This is a genomic window from Paenibacillus sp. NPDC101420 (assembly GCF_050277435.1).
In the GTDB taxonomy this organism is placed as follows: domain Bacteria; phylum Bacillota; class Bacilli; order Paenibacillales; family Paenibacillaceae; genus Paenibacillus_AQ.
Genome location: NZ_JBNNSE010000002.1, coordinates 44564 through 59609, shown reverse-complemented (window position 1 = coordinate 59609; position 15046 = coordinate 44564). Strand labels below are relative to the sequence as shown.

Genomic DNA, 15046 nt, shown 5'->3' with positions numbered 1-15046 from the left:
TAAAGAATAAGGCATAACCTTCTCTTTATCCTTATGTTATTAAATATGATGGAAAGCAGAGTTCAATACCATAGACTAATTATCACTTCATTTGTACTTATCTGCTGCGCAATGTGAACAGAACATCTTCCATGTCTTCCGGAATAGGTCTGCTGAATTCTTTATATTCACCTGTCGTAGGATGAATAAATCCAAGCACCGCCGCATGTAACGCCTGTCCATTCATAGCTGTTCCTTTACTGCGTCCATAAATCGGATCCCCCACAAGCGGATGACCAATGAATTTCATATGCACTCTGATCTGATGCGTGCGGCCAGTCTCCAGCTGCAGCTCCAGTAGTGTACAGTCACCGAAACGTTCCATCACTGTAAAATGGGTCACAGATTTCTTGCTGTTCTTTTCCGTCACAGTGTATAGCTTGCGATCATGTGGATCTCTACCGATCGGAGCGTCAACCGTTCCTTTGTCATGCGACAAATTGCCGTGTACAACTGCTATATAGCGGCGTGTTACACTGTGCTCTTTAAGCTGTGCTGCGAGCGACGCGTGACTGGCATCATTTTTAGCCACCATAATAAGACCAGAGGTATCCTTATCAATACGATGTACAATACCTGGACGAATCTCACCATTAATACCGGACAGATCCTTGCAGTGATACATCAGTGCATTTACCAAGGTGCCTGACGGGTGCCCGGCAGCCGGATGTACAACCATACCACGCGGCTTATTTATAACAATGACATCGCTGTCTTCGTATACAACTTCAAGTGGAATATTCTCCGGGATCAAGTCTGTAACTTCCGCTTCTGGTACGACAATGGAAACTTTATCGCCTTCTGAGAGCTTATAGTTAGCTTTAACCGGTGCCCCATTAACCGTAACATGGCCACCACTGATCCACAGCTGCACCTGAGAACGAGAAATATCCTCTTCCCAAGATTCCGTTATATATTTATCGATTCGCTCCCGCGCGTTCTCTGCTGAAACGGTCCACTCCGTGACGTCCCTCTCTTCTTCGCTCGTAGATGCCGCTTGGTGATTGACGTCTTTACTCAAATCATTCATTCCCTTCTTTTACTTCCTTTGCTTCTTTTACTTCTTTGATTTCCGTGATTTCTTCACCATTCTTAAGATCGCGGAAGGAGTCCAAAAGAATCAACCCAACCCCAATGACGATACATGAATCCGCAACGTTAAAAATCGGGAAGCTATAGCTTCCAAAATTAAATAGAAGGAAATCGACAACCTCACCACTGATCATCCGGTCTAGGAAGTTACCTATCGCTCCACCCAGAACAAGTCCAAGGGCGACCGATAGCATTTTCCGCGAATGTCTAGTTTTGTTCAAGTACCAAACGATACCTGCAACCACTACAACCGTAACTAAAAAGAAGAACCATTGCTGACCTTGTAGAATCCCAAAAGCAGCCCCGCGATTACGATGTGAGGTAATTAGGAAGAAATTCCCGATCACCGGAATCTGTTCCCCAAGCTCCAGACGTGTGGCAATGAGATACTTCGTTCCCTGATCCACCAAAAATACAATAAGAGCAATCAAATAGTACACCACAGAAGTTGTCACTCCGTTCTTATTTTTCCCGCCAAATGCGGTACGAATACTGTTATAAGACTTGTATATTGTAGCACAGCCCTTAGAAGATCGTCTATTGCGTGACACCTCTCGGGCGCTTAATCTTGGGGACTATTTTCCATCGCTAAAATAACGCCTCTCAGGTCAACCTAACAAAGAACCATCCGGTGCAAATCGGTTTGTCGGAAGGATTCTTAAAAAAGTACAGAAAGGAGCTTACTCATCATGACGCACCTGACAGTACAGCAGCTCTCAGAGCTACGCGCCCGATTAGAAAAAGACCGTGATACTATTCAGCACAGACTTCAGAATAATGAAAATTACGGCTTACAGGAATCCATGCGGGATGGCACCGGAGAACTTTCCGAGAATGACAACCATCCAGGCGATGCAGCCACCGATTTGTATAATCGCTCCATGGATATTTCACTGCTAGAGCGGGACGAGCATGAGCTGGATGATATTGAAGCTGCTCTCAACGCTATGGATGAAGGCACCTATGGGATATGTAAGGCTAGCGGTAAACCGATCCCTTTTGAGCGTCTATCCGCTATTCCCTCCACGCTTTATTGTAAAGAGCACGCCCCACGTCAAAATGCACCTTTTACTCGGCCCATTGAAGAAGAATTTTTGTCTCCTCCATTTGGGCGTACGAGTCTCGATGAACGAGAGGATCAAAACGGCTTTGACGGTGAGGATGCCTGGCAGATTGTAGAAAGCTATGGCAACTCCGATTCCCCCGCCATGGCGGAGGGCAGCAACATTGACTCCTATAATGATATGGAGATTGAAGCCGATGAGCTTGAAGGCTGCGTAGAGCCTTGGGAGAACTTTATCGCCACCGATATTACAGGCAACAATGTAGTTGTAGTACCGGGACGTAGCTACGAGCGTTACAAGGATAGTGGCGAGGGAAGTTACATGCTTGATCCGCTCGAAGGCGAGGAATAAAAGCATTGTCCCCCACAAGAAAAATGAACAGCGTGCGGTTCCAGTTTCATTGTGGAATGGCCCGCTGTTTTTTTTATATTTTCTGCGCTATGTCATTTTGTTAAGAAAATGTTCAGATTCAGCTGGTAAACTGATCTAACGGATTCTGAAATCGACATACAAGGAGTGTAACGTTAGTGAATCACGACTATTTTAAAAATGTGCAGCAACTCAGTCATGAAGATGACCGACGATATTTATTATTAATGAGAGGCTTACGCATCATACACGAGGAAAAAAAGCAGCGCAACCCTCTCCAAAGATTAAAAAAGGAAAGGTACGGACTGGGGAGAAACATAGAAGCCCAAGGCTGGATAAATCCACCAAAGAAGATTGACCGAACCCTAATCCCTTCAACAAACCAAATAAAGACGGCTTCGCCTTAACAAGCTATTTGAATTCCAGCTGACGTTGAACAATTCGTACAATATCCGCAATATAATCTCCGATGATCGGTAGATTCAATGCTCCAAGTACCTGAAGAACATAGATGATCGTTGCCGCAAAAAAAGTAAAGCCTAGCGCAATCCCTACTCCACGAGCCGCTCCATATAAAATATTTTTCCAAATTAGAGTCCAAGGTGAATATAACAGCTCCGTATACTGATAAATTCGTGATTTCTCTAAGATATGGGCCCATTCAAAGGTTAATCGATACATTGTATTCATTTTTTCTTCCAGTGGAATGTCTTCTGGATTGCGATGATCTGCTGTTAAACGCTCAGGGTTTTCCTCAGGAATAACCTTTTTCTCCGCTCCCTTATCTGGGCTGTTCTTGTTGCCGGATGTCTTGACGGAGATTCTGTTCTTCTGATCCTCCACAGCCACAGCTCCTCTCATACGTCTATATTCGCCACAAAGTAAACGAGCCCGGTCAAAGAGAATACATCTCCTTGAGCACGAGGCTCGTTATTTTCGCGGGCGAAATATAAAGACTATATTTCCCGCATAAACAGAAGTTCTCTGTTTACACTTGTGCCGCTAGTATATGCTGTTTTGGGACAGGTAATGCAGATTTACACTTCAATATGGATACCGATGGATTTACCACCGACATCTACCGTTTCAAAAGCATGTTCTCCGCCAAAATCAACCGTAGTCACAAGTACATTGTCTCGCAATACATTCTCAAAGGCTGTAACTGCTGCTTTAAGCTCATCGTCTACACTCAGCGTGAGTGCGATCCGTTTCTCGATCGGCAGATCCAAACGTTTACGGTAATCTTGAACCGCACGAATGATCTCACGAACCCAGCCTTCTTGTTCAAGCTCAGGTGTGATTTCGGTATTGAGCGCAACCGTAATTCCATATCCGGAAGCTGCGGCGAAACCTGCTTTAGCTTCTTTTTCAACGAGTAGCTCTTCAGAAGTGATCACCAGCTTTTCTCCCTCTGGCGTCGCAATCGCGATTGAGCCATCTTGCACCGCTTTGCGGGTAGAGTCACTGTCCAGAGCTTTCAAAAAGCCTTGCAGGAAGCCGACGTTTTTACCGTATTTTTTACCGGCAACTTTAAGATTCAGCTTGAGTGTGAAGTCAACAAATCCACTATCGCTAGTCTCTAGCACGATGTTCTTGATGTTGATCTCGTCTTTGATGATCTCTTCATACTCAGCCAAATGGAAGTCACGGTTCATCGAAACGATCAGCTCAGACAGCGGTTGACGATTCTTAATGCCTGTTTCGTTACGCACGTTACGCGCCAGCTCAACGATTTGTCTCGCACTTTCCATATCCTCTTCCAGCTCTTTATCGATCAAGCTCTCATCAGCAACCGGATAATCTGCTAAATGCACACTCTCTCCGCCGCCAAGGTTCGTGAAGATATCTTCAGACAACATCGGTGTAAATGGAGCCATCAAAGACGCTGTCTTCAAAAGCACATGGGTCAGTGTACGGTAAGCATCCAGCTTATCTTCACCTAGACCACTACCCCAGAAACGGTCACGGGAACGACGGATATACCAGTTGCTCAGCTCATCTATAAAGTTCTCAATACCTTTGGATGTATTCACGAAGTCATTTACTGCAAGTCCTTTGTCTACCAAAAGAATCAAGCTGTTCAGACGGGACAAAATCCAGCGGTCCAGCTTATGTTCCGATACTGTAAAAGGATGATCAGCAGGATCATAACCATCGATGCCGGCATAAAGCGTCAAGAACGCATGCGTATTCACCAGTGTATCTACAACTTTCGATTTGGTTTCCCCTACAAGACCACGAGAGAAACGTTTGTTATTCCACGGTGCACTATCGGATAGAATCGCCCAACGGAAAGCATCCGTGCCGTAATCGTTCATGATATCCCAAGGATCAATAACATTGCCTTTTGATTTTGACATTTTCTGACCATTCTCATCAAGGATATGACCGTGAGCAATAACAGCTTTATATGGAGCTTTACCTTTAAACAAGGTAGATACAGCTAGTAAGCTGTAGAACCATCCACGTGTCTGGTCGATCCCTTCACAGATCATATCCGCTGGATATTGATCATTCAGCTTATCCTCGTTCTCAAATGGATAATGACTTTGCGCAAATGGCATCGAACCACTATCGAACCAAACATCGATAACTTCTGGTGTGCGAACCATCTCTGCGCCTTCGCTGAAAGGGCTGCGTAGCTTGATCTTATCTACAAAAGGCTTATGCAGCTCGATATCCTCAGGTACATCGCCAATCGCCATCGCTCTCAGTTCTTCAATGCTGTGTGGAGCGAACTCTTTGCCCGTTTCTTGACATACCCAAACATTAAGCGGTGTGCCCCAGTAACGATTACGGCTGATATTCCAGTCCACCAGTTCATCCAGGAACTTCCCGAAACGGCCTTCACGTACATGATCAGGATACCAATCTACACTGTTGTTGTTAGCAATCAGCTGATCTTTGATCGCTGTAGTGTTGATGAACCAGCTGTCTGTTGCGTAGTACAAGAGTGGTGTATCACAACGCCAGCAGAACGGATAGCTGTGCTCGTATTTTTCTTTACCGTAAAGCAGTCCTTTTTCAGACAAAGCTTTAACGATATCCAAATCGCAATCTTTCACGAAGCGTCCAGCAAAATCGGATACTACATCCGTATACTTACCGGAATTATCAACCACGTTCACGAAGCTGATGCCGTTCTCGCGGCAAGTCTTGTAGTCATCTTCACCATGCGCTGGTGCCATGTGTACGATCCCTGTACCACTGGAATCTGTAACGAAGGAAGCACCTACGATGACATTGCTTTTCTCTGCCTTGATGTATCCGAATGGAGGAGCGTAAGTTTTACCGATAAAATCGGAACCTTTATGTGTAGAAAGGACTGTGTGCTCGCCTTTCATTACTTCCTCCACCAAATTTTTGGCAACAATGTAGATACCGTCTTCTTGTTGTACACGTACATAATCCATGTCAGGGTTCATGGCTAACGCCATATGTGCTGGCAGCGTCCAAGGTGTAGTCGTCCAAGCTAGTACGTAGTCTCCACTGTCATCCAGTTTGAACTTTGCAGTCGCACTGAGATCCTTGACAGTCTTGTAGCCTTGGGCTACTTCATGGGAGCTTAGGGTAGTCTGACAGCTTGGGCAGTAAGGACTAACGCGGTGTCCGCGGTAGAGCAACCCTTTGTCATGCACAGTAGCCAAGATGTTCCACACGCTCTCGATGTATGTGTTATTCAAAGTTACGTAAGGATTATCTAGATCCGTCCAGTATCCGATACCCTCTGTAAACTCGCGCCATTGCTTCTCATAACCGAAGACGCTGTCTTTACATTCCTGAATGAATTTTTCTACGCCATATTCCTCGATCTCTTGTTTGCCGGAGATGCCAAGCTTCTTTTGTACGCCTAGTTCTACTGGCAAACCGTGTGTATCCCAGCCCGCTTTACGTACCACGCGGTAACCTTTCATCGTTTGGTAACGACCGATGAAATCCTTGATTACACGGCCCAGCACGTGCCCGATATGCGGTGCACCGTTCGCTGTTGGAGGACCTTCGTAAAATACATAGTTCGGACGTCCTTCACGATTCTCCATCGATTTACGGAACGTATTTTCGTCGCTCCATTTCTTGAGTATGCGGACATCTCTTGCCCGCGCTTTTTCTTTGACATCTACTTTTTGCATGTGATGGTCAATCCTTTCATGGTTTAGTCTTTAAAGCTCTTTTCGATCCTTGGGCAGTCTGGTTCAGCTCTTGCCTTCGGTACCCGAGCCGCGATCCCGTAGGGCAGCACTGGCTCTGGGTGCCACATGGAGCGGCGAGTGAAACGCCGGTCTGCTCTAGCAGTGAGGCCCCGCAGGCGAACCCGCCAGGGGAGCCTAAGAAGGGTCGCTCCTTCAGCAACCTGAGTCCGTTCGCTTCCACCACCGTACCCGTTTGCACGAGGCTTTACATTACGGGTGTCCAGAGGGCGGCAGCCCTTTGGGGTCCCCTTAGAAAGGGGGATTTAGGGGGATGGCCACCCCGGAACAACAAAATAAGCGTCATCCCACCCCCAAAGGGGCGAGACAACGCTCGCGATACCACCCTAATTCTGCGCATGAGCACATCCTTAAGGGGAGTGTATTCAGCACAATCTCAGTCCTGCGCGTAAATCTCATGCACAGGTCCGGTGTAACGTCCGGCGGACGGCTAAGCTTACGCACGATCAACGCTTCAGCTTAACTTCTAGGGGAAGATCTTCCGGCAGGGTTCGAACAATCGGCTCTCAGCAATCGCCGACTCTCTGGAGAACGTTACCTTGTCGTACTTGTCCCGTCATCGAATACATATAAACATTATACAGATATGTTCTATTTATAGACTTTTTAAGTCTAAATGTCAACAACCGCTAGCGAAATCCACATTAGGAGTATACCTGTGCAGGCGGATTACTTTATTATGATCGATTTTAGCTGAAAATAAAAATAGAGGGAATAACTCCCTCTATTTAGCCGATTATAGCGTGAAATTATAAATTAGAGGGAATTCCCCCCTATAAATTCAAGCAGCATTCATTCATCATAATGCATTAGATACGATGTAGAACATCATCCTTAAAGGTTACGTTCTCGCTTGCCTCACGACTCTCCAAGGCATTCCAGTCATCCTGTGACAACAGCTCGAGCTGTGCTTCCACCAATGTGCGGAAACGAGTGCGATAGATCGAAGCTTGCTTACGCAATTCTTCAGTCTCAATAGCAACCTTACGGGATTTGGATAACGCTTCGTTAATAATCCGATCCGCGTTCTTTTCCGCTTCCTTGATAATGAGCTGCGATTCCTTCTTGGAGTTGTTCTTCACATCATCGGCCGCTTCCTGAGCGACTAAGATCGTTTTCGATAAACTTTCTTCAATATTCACAAAATGATCTAAACGCTCTTGAATGGACAAAAGCTGATTCTGCAGCTCTTTGTTCTCACGGATGACACTTTCGTAATCCTTAATTACTTGATCCAGAAATTCGTTGACCTCGTCCTCATCATAACCGCGAAGTCTCCGAGAGAACTCCTTGTTATGTATATCGAGCGGTGTTAATGGCATGCTGTGCACCTCCTAGAAATTTCGGACCTTCTAAGTCTCTGAACCATACCTGCGCAGCAGACAAAGAAGAAAGACTGTACTTCAAGTAAAGGCAGAGGATGTATCGACGTTCCAACTGCCATTCATGGTTCGCCTCTTTTATAAAATATCGGCGTCCTGCTTTAAAAATGTTTGATTCCCTCGAAATAATCAATTTCGACAAGTAAAGCCGGATTCCTGCAAGGGATTCACACAAATTTACCAACCTGAACACGGTATCGGCCCTTTTTCGTCAAACTACCAACCTCTAGAACCTTAAATCGACCAAATCCTTGAATAGATACCATGTCACCATCTTTAAGTCCGCAGGAAGGGTCTTCTTCCACTTTCCAATTTACCCGAACGCGCCCAGCCTTGATGGGAGCAAGAATTTTGCTTCGGCTAAGCCGTGTTACATCTGCGGCTATGCCATCCAATCGTAGGGACGCTACAGTCAAATCCATCATTTCCAGCTTCACCTCACTATTACGCAAGGCAGAAAGTGGCAATACCTCCGTGCTCACCTGTATTCGGTGTACTCCAGTTAAATTCATGTCTAAATAATCTGCAATATCTGCAGCTACTACCACATGACAACCATCGTCCAGAACATGAATATCACCGATTTTTCCACGTTTTACTCCAAGACCCAGAATAGAGCCCATGTAGTCCCCATGCTCTAACGCCAGAAACTTTTGCTCACCAGAGGTTATCGCAAGAACGCTCAGCTCCATGTCCTCATGATCCAGATCACGATAATCAGGTGCAATGAGTGCTCGCTTCCGCTCTGCCTCAGGGTGGCCGCCTTCCCATCTAACGATAACATCTGGATGTCGATTGACGAGACTTTGCAGAATAAATCCTTGGCGCGGATCTAGAAATTCGGTCAGTTTCGTCTCATGATATTCTCCAGCATGGGTAACCCATTCCCAAGCCTTGTCCACAAATTGTCTTTCATCGGGATGAAAATGCCCGTAAACTTCTGTCTTCATCACTTCTGCCTAAAAAATTAAGTGCAAAATGGACTTGAGTCCACCCGCCGCAAATTCCAAGACGAATAGTGCAATGATCGGGGAAATATCAAGCGTACCAAAGAGTGGCGGAATAAACCGACGAAATGGTGTCAAATACGGCTCAACAAGCTTGCTCAGCAGTTCTCCGATAAAGTTCTCACGAACGTTTGGTAACCAAGACATCAGTACGTAGAAAATAATCATGTAAAAATAAATATTAAACAGCATATCAATAATGTAATCAATTTGGGGCAAAGCTCATTCACCTCATTCTGTTATAGTCTGGATCGTCACCTAGGATTTCCGTAATGGCACCTTGAATTTCAACGGTATCTGGCGTGCACATAAATATATTGCCCCCAATTTTAGAGATTCCTCCCCCAAGGGCATAAACAGTTCCACTTAAAAAATCAATAATTCTCATTGCCTGATCATTACGGACACGCTGAAGATTGATCACTACCGTCCGGTGAGAACGGAGATGGTCCGCAATTTCCTGAGCCTCATCGTACGAACGTGGCTCATAAAGTACAACTTTTACATTCTTCTGCGAATGGATACTGACAACGTTGCCCCTTTGATTTTTGCGGGTTTCGACAGGGGCTGGCTCATACTCATCCTCTTCGTGGATTTGCTCCCGCTCCACAACTTCTTCTTCCTCCTGCAAGCCCAAAAAACTCATAAATCGGTTCATAACGCTCATCACGATCCCTCCTAATGGCCTACTAACACCGTACCTAGGCGTACCCAGGTGGCTCCTTCCTGTATCGCCACTTCAAAATCATTCGACATTCCCATTGATAGCTCCGTAATCGGTTCAGGTGTCAAAGCAAGTTGATTGAGCTCATCGCGCAGCTCACGAAGTCCGCGAAATACAGGGCGGGTAAGCTCCGGATCACCTTCTAAAGGTGCCATCGTCATTAGTCCAATTACTTTTACACGGTCTAGACTAGCAATTTCACGCAAAAATCCAGGTACCGCCTCAGGCGACAGACCAAATTTCGTATCTTCTCCAGAGATGTTTACTTGAAGAAAGACATTCACTTCTTGATCTGCGGCAATCGCCTTTTTGTGTAATTCTTGCGCCAGGGATATCCGGTCCAAAGAGTGTATATATTGAAACTTGCCAATAACGTCTTTAACCTTATTGGTCTGCAAATGCCCGATAAAATGCCATGTCCCTTGGTCCCCTAAAACCTTCCATTTGTGCTCAGCATCCTGCCAGCGACTCTCGGCAATATGCTCCAGGCCTGCCTCCAATACGGAGGACACCATTTCCAGAGAAACATATTTCGTCACTGCAATTACCTTGACGTCATTTCGATCCCGGCCGCTTGCCGCGCAGGCACGTGCTACACGTTCCTCTACCTCAGCAATTCTCTCCTGCAGTGTTAAAGCCAACTTTCAACTCTCCTTTATTCCGATCCAGCTCGTCATCCTGCCTGTAACCCCATCTTCTTTACGATAAGAAAAGAACAAATCTTGATTACAGCTTGTACACCAAGATGTACATTCGATATGAGTCGGCAATATTCCTGCTTTAATCATAATGCGTCGATTCATTTCTTTCAAGTTTAGCATGTATTTGTTCTCATCTGTGTCAGATGTTCTGTACAGCTCCACAGTACTGGCTGTTTCTGTTGGTTTAGTCAGATCACCTTCCAGTCGATGAACATGCTCCATCACATAATCGTCCACCTCATAACAGCAGTCACCAATGGATGGTCCGATCGCAGCAATAATGTCCTGCGCATGGCTTCCGTAAATGGTCTCCATTTTACTCACCATAGCGGCTGCAATCTGGGCCACAGTTCCCTTCCAGCCAGCATGGGCAAGACCGACGACTTGGTGCACAGGATCATAAAAATAAAGGGGTACACAATCCGCATAAAAAGAAGTCAGCAAAACTCCCGGTACATCTGTAAGCAAACCATCGGTTGCCTGAAATGCCGAGGTTCTATCCTTTTGACCCCGCCCACGATCGGCTTCCCTTACCACTGCTATTTCTGCTCCATGGGTTTGTTCTCCACAGGTCCAAGCTTCCGGCTTGAAATCAAGAGCTTCCGCAAGCGCCCTACGATTCGTTAAGACATCTTCCGGAGCATCCCCAACATGAAATGCACAATTCAGGCTGTCATAAGGCTTTTTGCTAGCCCCTCCCTGTCTACCCGTAAAACCTGTTGTAATTTCTTTATGCTTCGCACGCCAAGGCTCCAGATGGAGCAGCATAAGTGTTTCCTTCCCCTGCACAAACGGTTCCATATCCTCACCTCCGCCTTAGTGTACCACATGTAAATACCCCTACAAAATGCCGCTTAAGCTAGAACATCAAATTTACTAACTTTTAAGTCATGCCATTTCGAATCATTTTATAAAAAACAAAAAACGCACCTAACTAATAAGTGCGTCGTTCGCCTCTGTCCCCTCGGTCCCCTCGTTCCAAATACATCGTTTCTCGCTCGTCCTGCCCTTGAGGCATTCTTGATTCTTCAATCTTCACAAGCACTACATCAGACCCGATTTTGACAATATTTCGCCATGGAATAATCAGATCGGTTCCGCCTCCGAACAATCCCATAAACCGAGTGTATCCGGGAATTACGATAGCATCAATGACACCTCGGCGTAAATCAAGCTCTAAGTCACTGATTTGGCCCAGCCGCTTGCCGTCCACAATGTTAATAACATCCTTAGTCTGAAAATCAGAGATTTTCATTTTTTTGGCTGATCCTAAATAATCCTCGTTCATCTCACCACCCCTGTACAATCAGACCTATAGTCCAATATATGTTATGAAAGCTTGGCCACATGCATGAAATATCCCCACAAAGTGAGGCTATGCTTAGATGCTTACCAAGGTACTTTGCGGGGGCTCAATATATACTTCCTGAAACAGTAAAAAGAGGAGATCACCCAAAATCCTTATCACGGATTCTGGATATCTCCTCATTTCAGACGATTTAAGACTTCACATGCTTTTGCATTTGCTGAATCGCAGATTTCTCTAGACGTGAGACCTGTGCCTGTGAGATACCAATCTCATCTGCGACCTCCATCTGTGTTTTCCCTTCGAAAAACCGCATGGATAAAATTCGTTTCTCCCTTTGACCTAACTTACGCATCGCTTCACGTAAGGCGATTTCTTCGATCCACGACACATCCTTATTCTTATCATCGCTAATCTGGTCCATTACATAAATAGGATCGCCACCGTCATGATAGATCGGTTCGAATAAGGACACTGGATCCTGAATAGCATCAAGGGCAAAGACTACATCTTCCTTCGGTACGCCAAGTGCTTCAGAGATTTCGAATATCGTCGGTTCCCGCGAATTCTGATTGGTTAGACTATCGCGTACCTGCAGCGCCTTATAAGCAATGTCTCTGAGTGAACGCGATACTCGAATCGGATTGTTATCACGCAAGTAACGGCGGATCTCACCAATAATCATCGGAACCGCATATGTGGAGAACTTAACGTTTTGTGATAAATCGAAATTATCGATGGCTTTCATCAGACCGATGCAGCCCACCTGGAACAAATCGTCAACAAATTCTCCCCTATTATTGAACCTCTGGATAACACTTAGAACGAGCCTAAGATTACCATTTACCAATTTCTCTCTGGCGGATCGCTCGCCCTGCTGCTGCAGCGAAGTGAACAGTTGCCGCATTTCCACATTCGTTAGAACAGGCAGCTTAGCAGTATCCACACCGCAAATCTCGACTTTATTTCGGGTCATGATGATTTACCTCCCAAGGAGAAACATTACTGTACATTATCTCCCGGGTTGGCCATTTTATTCCTTGCTAATTTCACCTTACACCATCTTGTTAAACTCCTTACGCAGCCGCTTAATAATTCGTTTCTCCAGACGAGAAATGTAGGATTGGGAAATGCCGAGCAGATCCGCCACATCTTTTTGCGTCTTTTCTTCGCCCCCACGCAGTCCGAAACGCAGCTCCATAATGAGTCTTTCCCGTTCGCTCAGCTTTTCCAGCGCCTTTTGCAGCAGCTTACGATCGACCTGTTCTTCAATGTTCCGATAGATGGTATCATTTTCCGTCCCTAAAACATCTGAGAGCAGCAACTCATTACCATCCCAATCGATATTAAGAGGCTCATCAAAAGAAACCTCACTCCGTGTCTTGCTATTACGCCGCAAATACATCAAAATTTCATTCTCTATGCAACGTGATGCATATGTTGCTAGTTTTATTTTTTTCTCGGGATCAAAAGTGTTAACCGCCTTAATTAATCCGATAGCCCCTATCGAAACCAGGTCTTCAATATTGATTCCGGTATTCTCAAATTTACGAGCGATATACACTACGAGGCGCAGGTTACGCTCAATCAGCATCGCACGAACAGCAGCATCGCCGCTAGATAGCCGCTGAAGCAGATACTCTTCTTCTTCCCGTGTCAGCGGTGGAGGTAGAGCCTCGCTCCCGCCGATATAATAGATTTCCTGACTCTTCAGCCCCAGTAGAAACAGCATGCGGTAATATTGCAGCTGCAGAGCAATTTTCCATTTGACCATTATTGTTCCTCCTCCAAGAAGTACACGGTTAGCGTATGAAGCTTTTAATTCCCGCTTTCAGCCATCAGAAGTTTGGTTCAGCTAGCTTTAAAGATTAGGAAGGTAGTGCTGCATCAGTGGCGCTCTCTTTTTGAGTTAAATCCGGATGTATGACCGCCCGATAGGCTCCATCTCCTGAGAGCGTCCCGCCATCCAGCCCAATTAAGACTCTTTTACTATAAAAGATATCTTCACCGAGCTTTATCGTCACAAGGTCTGGCTTCAGTGCGAGCATAAATGATGCCCCTCGGTTAATCCCCCTGTAAGGTACTAGTCGCATCCTATCCTGCCAAGCAAACGACTGCCCGTCCGTTTCTAGCAAAAGTCTGTCCGCACCATCCTGAGTGAGTCTCCCTTTCCATGCAGCAGGCAGATGCCCCTCCCAGAGCGTCGATTCCATCACCATCACCGGTATGCGGGTCAAAGGATCACAGAGACGATTACCTGTGTCTAGCAGGCCAGGACAGGAAACACTTACACCATCAATTTCAACAACCACCTCACCGATATAGGTTTCAAGCTGCTCCCTTCTGATTCGTGAAGAATGCACTGCCTTGAAGCAGATTAACACCAGGGGGAATACTGCAATGACAAACCAAAAGCCGATCTTTAAGCCGTAGGCATGCCCTCCTGAAGCAGTGAACATAATACCGTTCCAAATGTCGCTGGAGCTCTGCAGCAAATAGTGAATACCAACAATTCCACCTGCGGCTGCAAAATTGATAATATAGAAAGCTCCCATAGTGCGAAGGTAGCTTTGCAGACTCCCAAAACCAAAGGCAATCCATAACATAACCACCGACAATCCAAACTTGATAAGGAAGGTATACATGAAAGACAGCTCCGGTACAAACATCATCACTACATACAGTGCGCCAACGAGAGCTGAGAGGATTAAACGCCACCATGAGATTCTCAGCTTAACCATCCAGCCTGTCAGCCACAAAAGAATTCCGTCGATCACTAGATTGGCGGCGAATATCAAGTCAATATAAACAACCAGTGCATTCACCTGCTTAATGGCGGAATCTATCCTCTAGCCAAATTGGATCAGGCTCTGTTTTTGGACGATATGATTAGTATAGAAAGTCTCGCATTCAAAGTCTGTCTAAACTTGGGGGGCATTCTTGCGGTTTTTTTGTCGAGTTATAGCGCGTGAGGATTTATTCCTTCTTTATGGAATTTCTTATATCTTTTATTCACTGCGTCATTCGCTCCATCATTCGCTGGATCATTCAATGGAATAGAGGAATCCTGCAAATATACAACTTTTTGTGCAAAACTCCGCTTCATGAAGTCCAAAAACTGCAAATATACAGGATATCCTCACTTTTGGCTAGA

At 45.6% G+C, this 15046-nt stretch carries 15 protein-coding genes and 1 other annotated feature; of the genes, 1 reads left to right on the top strand and 14 read right to left on the bottom strand.

The genetic code is table 11. The features are described 5' to 3' along the window. Positions 1–97: 97 nt before the first annotated feature. The gene (locus ACQKMP_RS09060) at positions 98–1069 is read right to left on the bottom strand and encodes an RluA family pseudouridine synthase (protein WP_042190820.1); all 972 of its coding nucleotides are present in this window, start codon (positions 1067–1069) and stop codon (positions 98–100) included. Continuing rightward, on the bottom strand, positions 1062–1574 hold the full coding sequence (lspA, locus tag ACQKMP_RS09055; protein WP_042190823.1) for a signal peptidase II: 513 nt from the start codon (positions 1572–1574) through the stop codon (positions 1062–1064). The genes ACQKMP_RS09060 and lspA overlap by 8 nt, the downstream gene beginning before the upstream one ends. Positions 1575–1820: 246 nt before the next feature. Between lspA and ACQKMP_RS09050 the strand changes: the two genes are divergently transcribed. Further along, complete coding sequence (locus tag ACQKMP_RS09050) at positions 1821–2546, top strand: TraR/DksA C4-type zinc finger protein (protein WP_042190825.1); 726 nt, start codon at positions 1821–1823, stop codon at positions 2544–2546. A gap of 429 nt (positions 2547–2975) precedes the next feature. Here the strand turns inward: ACQKMP_RS09050 and ACQKMP_RS09045 are convergent, their stop codons facing one another. The 12 genes from ACQKMP_RS09045 to spoIIGA form a co-directional block, all read right to left on the bottom strand. After that, positions 2976–3266: a DUF5665 domain-containing protein gene (locus ACQKMP_RS09045; RefSeq protein WP_371915735.1), complete on the bottom strand. Its 291-nt coding sequence runs from the start codon at positions 3264–3266 to the stop codon at positions 2976–2978. Positions 3267–3601: 335 nt separating this feature from the next. Next, positions 3602–6694 (bottom strand): isoleucine--tRNA ligase, encoded by a 3093-nt coding sequence (gene ileS, locus ACQKMP_RS09040; protein ID WP_427469240.1) that lies wholly within the window; start codon positions 6692–6694, stop codon positions 3602–3604. A gap of 372 nt (positions 6695–7066) precedes the next feature. Continuing rightward, positions 7067–7341 (bottom strand) — a binding site (T-box leader). 240 nt (positions 7342–7581) lie between these two features. Beyond that, positions 7582–8094, bottom strand: a complete 513-nt coding sequence (locus ACQKMP_RS09035) for a DivIVA domain-containing protein (RefSeq protein ID WP_042130215.1) — start codon at positions 8092–8094, stop codon at positions 7582–7584. A 227-nt stretch (positions 8095–8321) separates the two neighbouring features. Further along, positions 8322–9104, bottom strand: a complete 783-nt coding sequence (locus ACQKMP_RS09030) for an RNA-binding protein (RefSeq protein WP_042190831.1) — start codon at positions 9102–9104, stop codon at positions 8322–8324. Between the two features lie 9 nt (positions 9105–9113). Then, the gene (locus tag ACQKMP_RS09025; protein ID WP_042194359.1) at positions 9114–9353 is read right to left on the bottom strand and encodes a YggT family protein; all 240 of its coding nucleotides are present in this window, start codon (positions 9351–9353) and stop codon (positions 9114–9116) included. Positions 9354–9387: 34 nt separating this feature from the next. After that, positions 9388–9828, bottom strand: coding sequence for a cell division protein SepF (locus tag ACQKMP_RS09020; RefSeq protein ID WP_042190833.1), 441 nt, complete (start codon positions 9826–9828; stop codon positions 9388–9390). 11 nt (positions 9829–9839) lie between these two features. Then, the gene (locus ACQKMP_RS09015; RefSeq protein WP_042190837.1) at positions 9840–10526 is read right to left on the bottom strand and encodes a YggS family pyridoxal phosphate-dependent enzyme; all 687 of its coding nucleotides are present in this window, start codon (positions 10524–10526) and stop codon (positions 9840–9842) included. A 3-nt stretch (positions 10527–10529) separates the two neighbouring features. Beyond that, positions 10530–11387 carry a peptidoglycan editing factor PgeF gene (gene pgeF, locus ACQKMP_RS09010; protein WP_427469239.1) on the bottom strand — a complete coding sequence of 286 codons (858 nt, stop codon included), beginning with the start codon at positions 11385–11387 and terminating at the stop codon, positions 10530–10532. A 133-nt stretch (positions 11388–11520) separates the two neighbouring features. Next, on the bottom strand, positions 11521–11874 hold the full coding sequence (locus tag ACQKMP_RS09005; RefSeq protein ID WP_427469238.1) for a YlmC/YmxH family sporulation protein: 354 nt from the start codon (positions 11872–11874) through the stop codon (positions 11521–11523). A gap of 211 nt (positions 11875–12085) precedes the next feature. Then, positions 12086–12868, bottom strand: coding sequence for an RNA polymerase sporulation sigma factor SigG (sigG, locus tag ACQKMP_RS09000; RefSeq protein WP_036683631.1), 783 nt, complete (start codon positions 12866–12868; stop codon positions 12086–12088). Between the two features lie 78 nt (positions 12869–12946). Continuing rightward, positions 12947–13669 carry an RNA polymerase sporulation sigma factor SigE gene (gene sigE / locus ACQKMP_RS08995; RefSeq protein WP_028530613.1) on the bottom strand — a complete coding sequence of 241 codons (723 nt, stop codon included), beginning with the start codon at positions 13667–13669 and terminating at the stop codon, positions 12947–12949. A 91-nt stretch (positions 13670–13760) separates the two neighbouring features. Continuing rightward, a complete protein-coding gene (spoIIGA, locus tag ACQKMP_RS08990; RefSeq protein WP_042194361.1) occupies positions 13761–14708 on the bottom strand; it encodes a sigma-E processing peptidase SpoIIGA in 948 nt (315 codons plus the stop codon). Positions 14709–15046: the final 338 nt, after the last annotated feature.

Bases quoted from the DNA above. Each gene is read 5' to 3' on its own strand.
- ACQKMP_RS09060 (WP_042190820.1), bottom strand. From the start codon at position 1,069: ATGAATGATTTGAGTAAAGACGTCAATCACCAAGCGGCATCTACGAGC.
- ACQKMP_RS09050 (WP_042190825.1), top strand. From the start codon at position 1,821: ATGACGCACCTGACAGTACAGCAGCTCTCAGAGCTACGCGCCCGATTA.
- ileS (WP_427469240.1), bottom strand. From the start codon at position 6,694: ATGCAAAAAGTAGATGTCAAAGAAAAAGCGCGGGCAAGAGATGTCCGC.
- ACQKMP_RS09035 (WP_042130215.1), bottom strand. From the start codon at position 8,094: ATGCCATTAACACCGCTCGATATACATAACAAGGAGTTCTCTCGGAGA.
- ACQKMP_RS09030 (WP_042190831.1), bottom strand. From the start codon at position 9,104: ATGAAGACAGAAGTTTACGGGCATTTTCATCCCGATGAAAGACAATTT.
- ACQKMP_RS09025 (WP_042194359.1), bottom strand. From the start codon at position 9,353: ATGCTGTTTAATATTTATTTTTACATGATTATTTTCTACGTACTGATG.
- ACQKMP_RS09020 (WP_042190833.1), bottom strand. From the start codon at position 9,828: ATGAGCGTTATGAACCGATTTATGAGTTTTTTGGGCTTGCAGGAGGAA.
- pgeF (WP_427469239.1), bottom strand. From the start codon at position 11,387: ATGGAACCGTTTGTGCAGGGGAAGGAAACACTTATGCTGCTCCATCTG.
- ACQKMP_RS09005 (WP_427469238.1), bottom strand. From the start codon at position 11,874: ATGAACGAGGATTATTTAGGATCAGCCAAAAAAATGAAAATCTCTGAT.
- sigG (WP_036683631.1), bottom strand. From the start codon at position 12,868: ATGACCCGAAATAAAGTCGAGATTTGCGGTGTGGATACTGCTAAGCTG.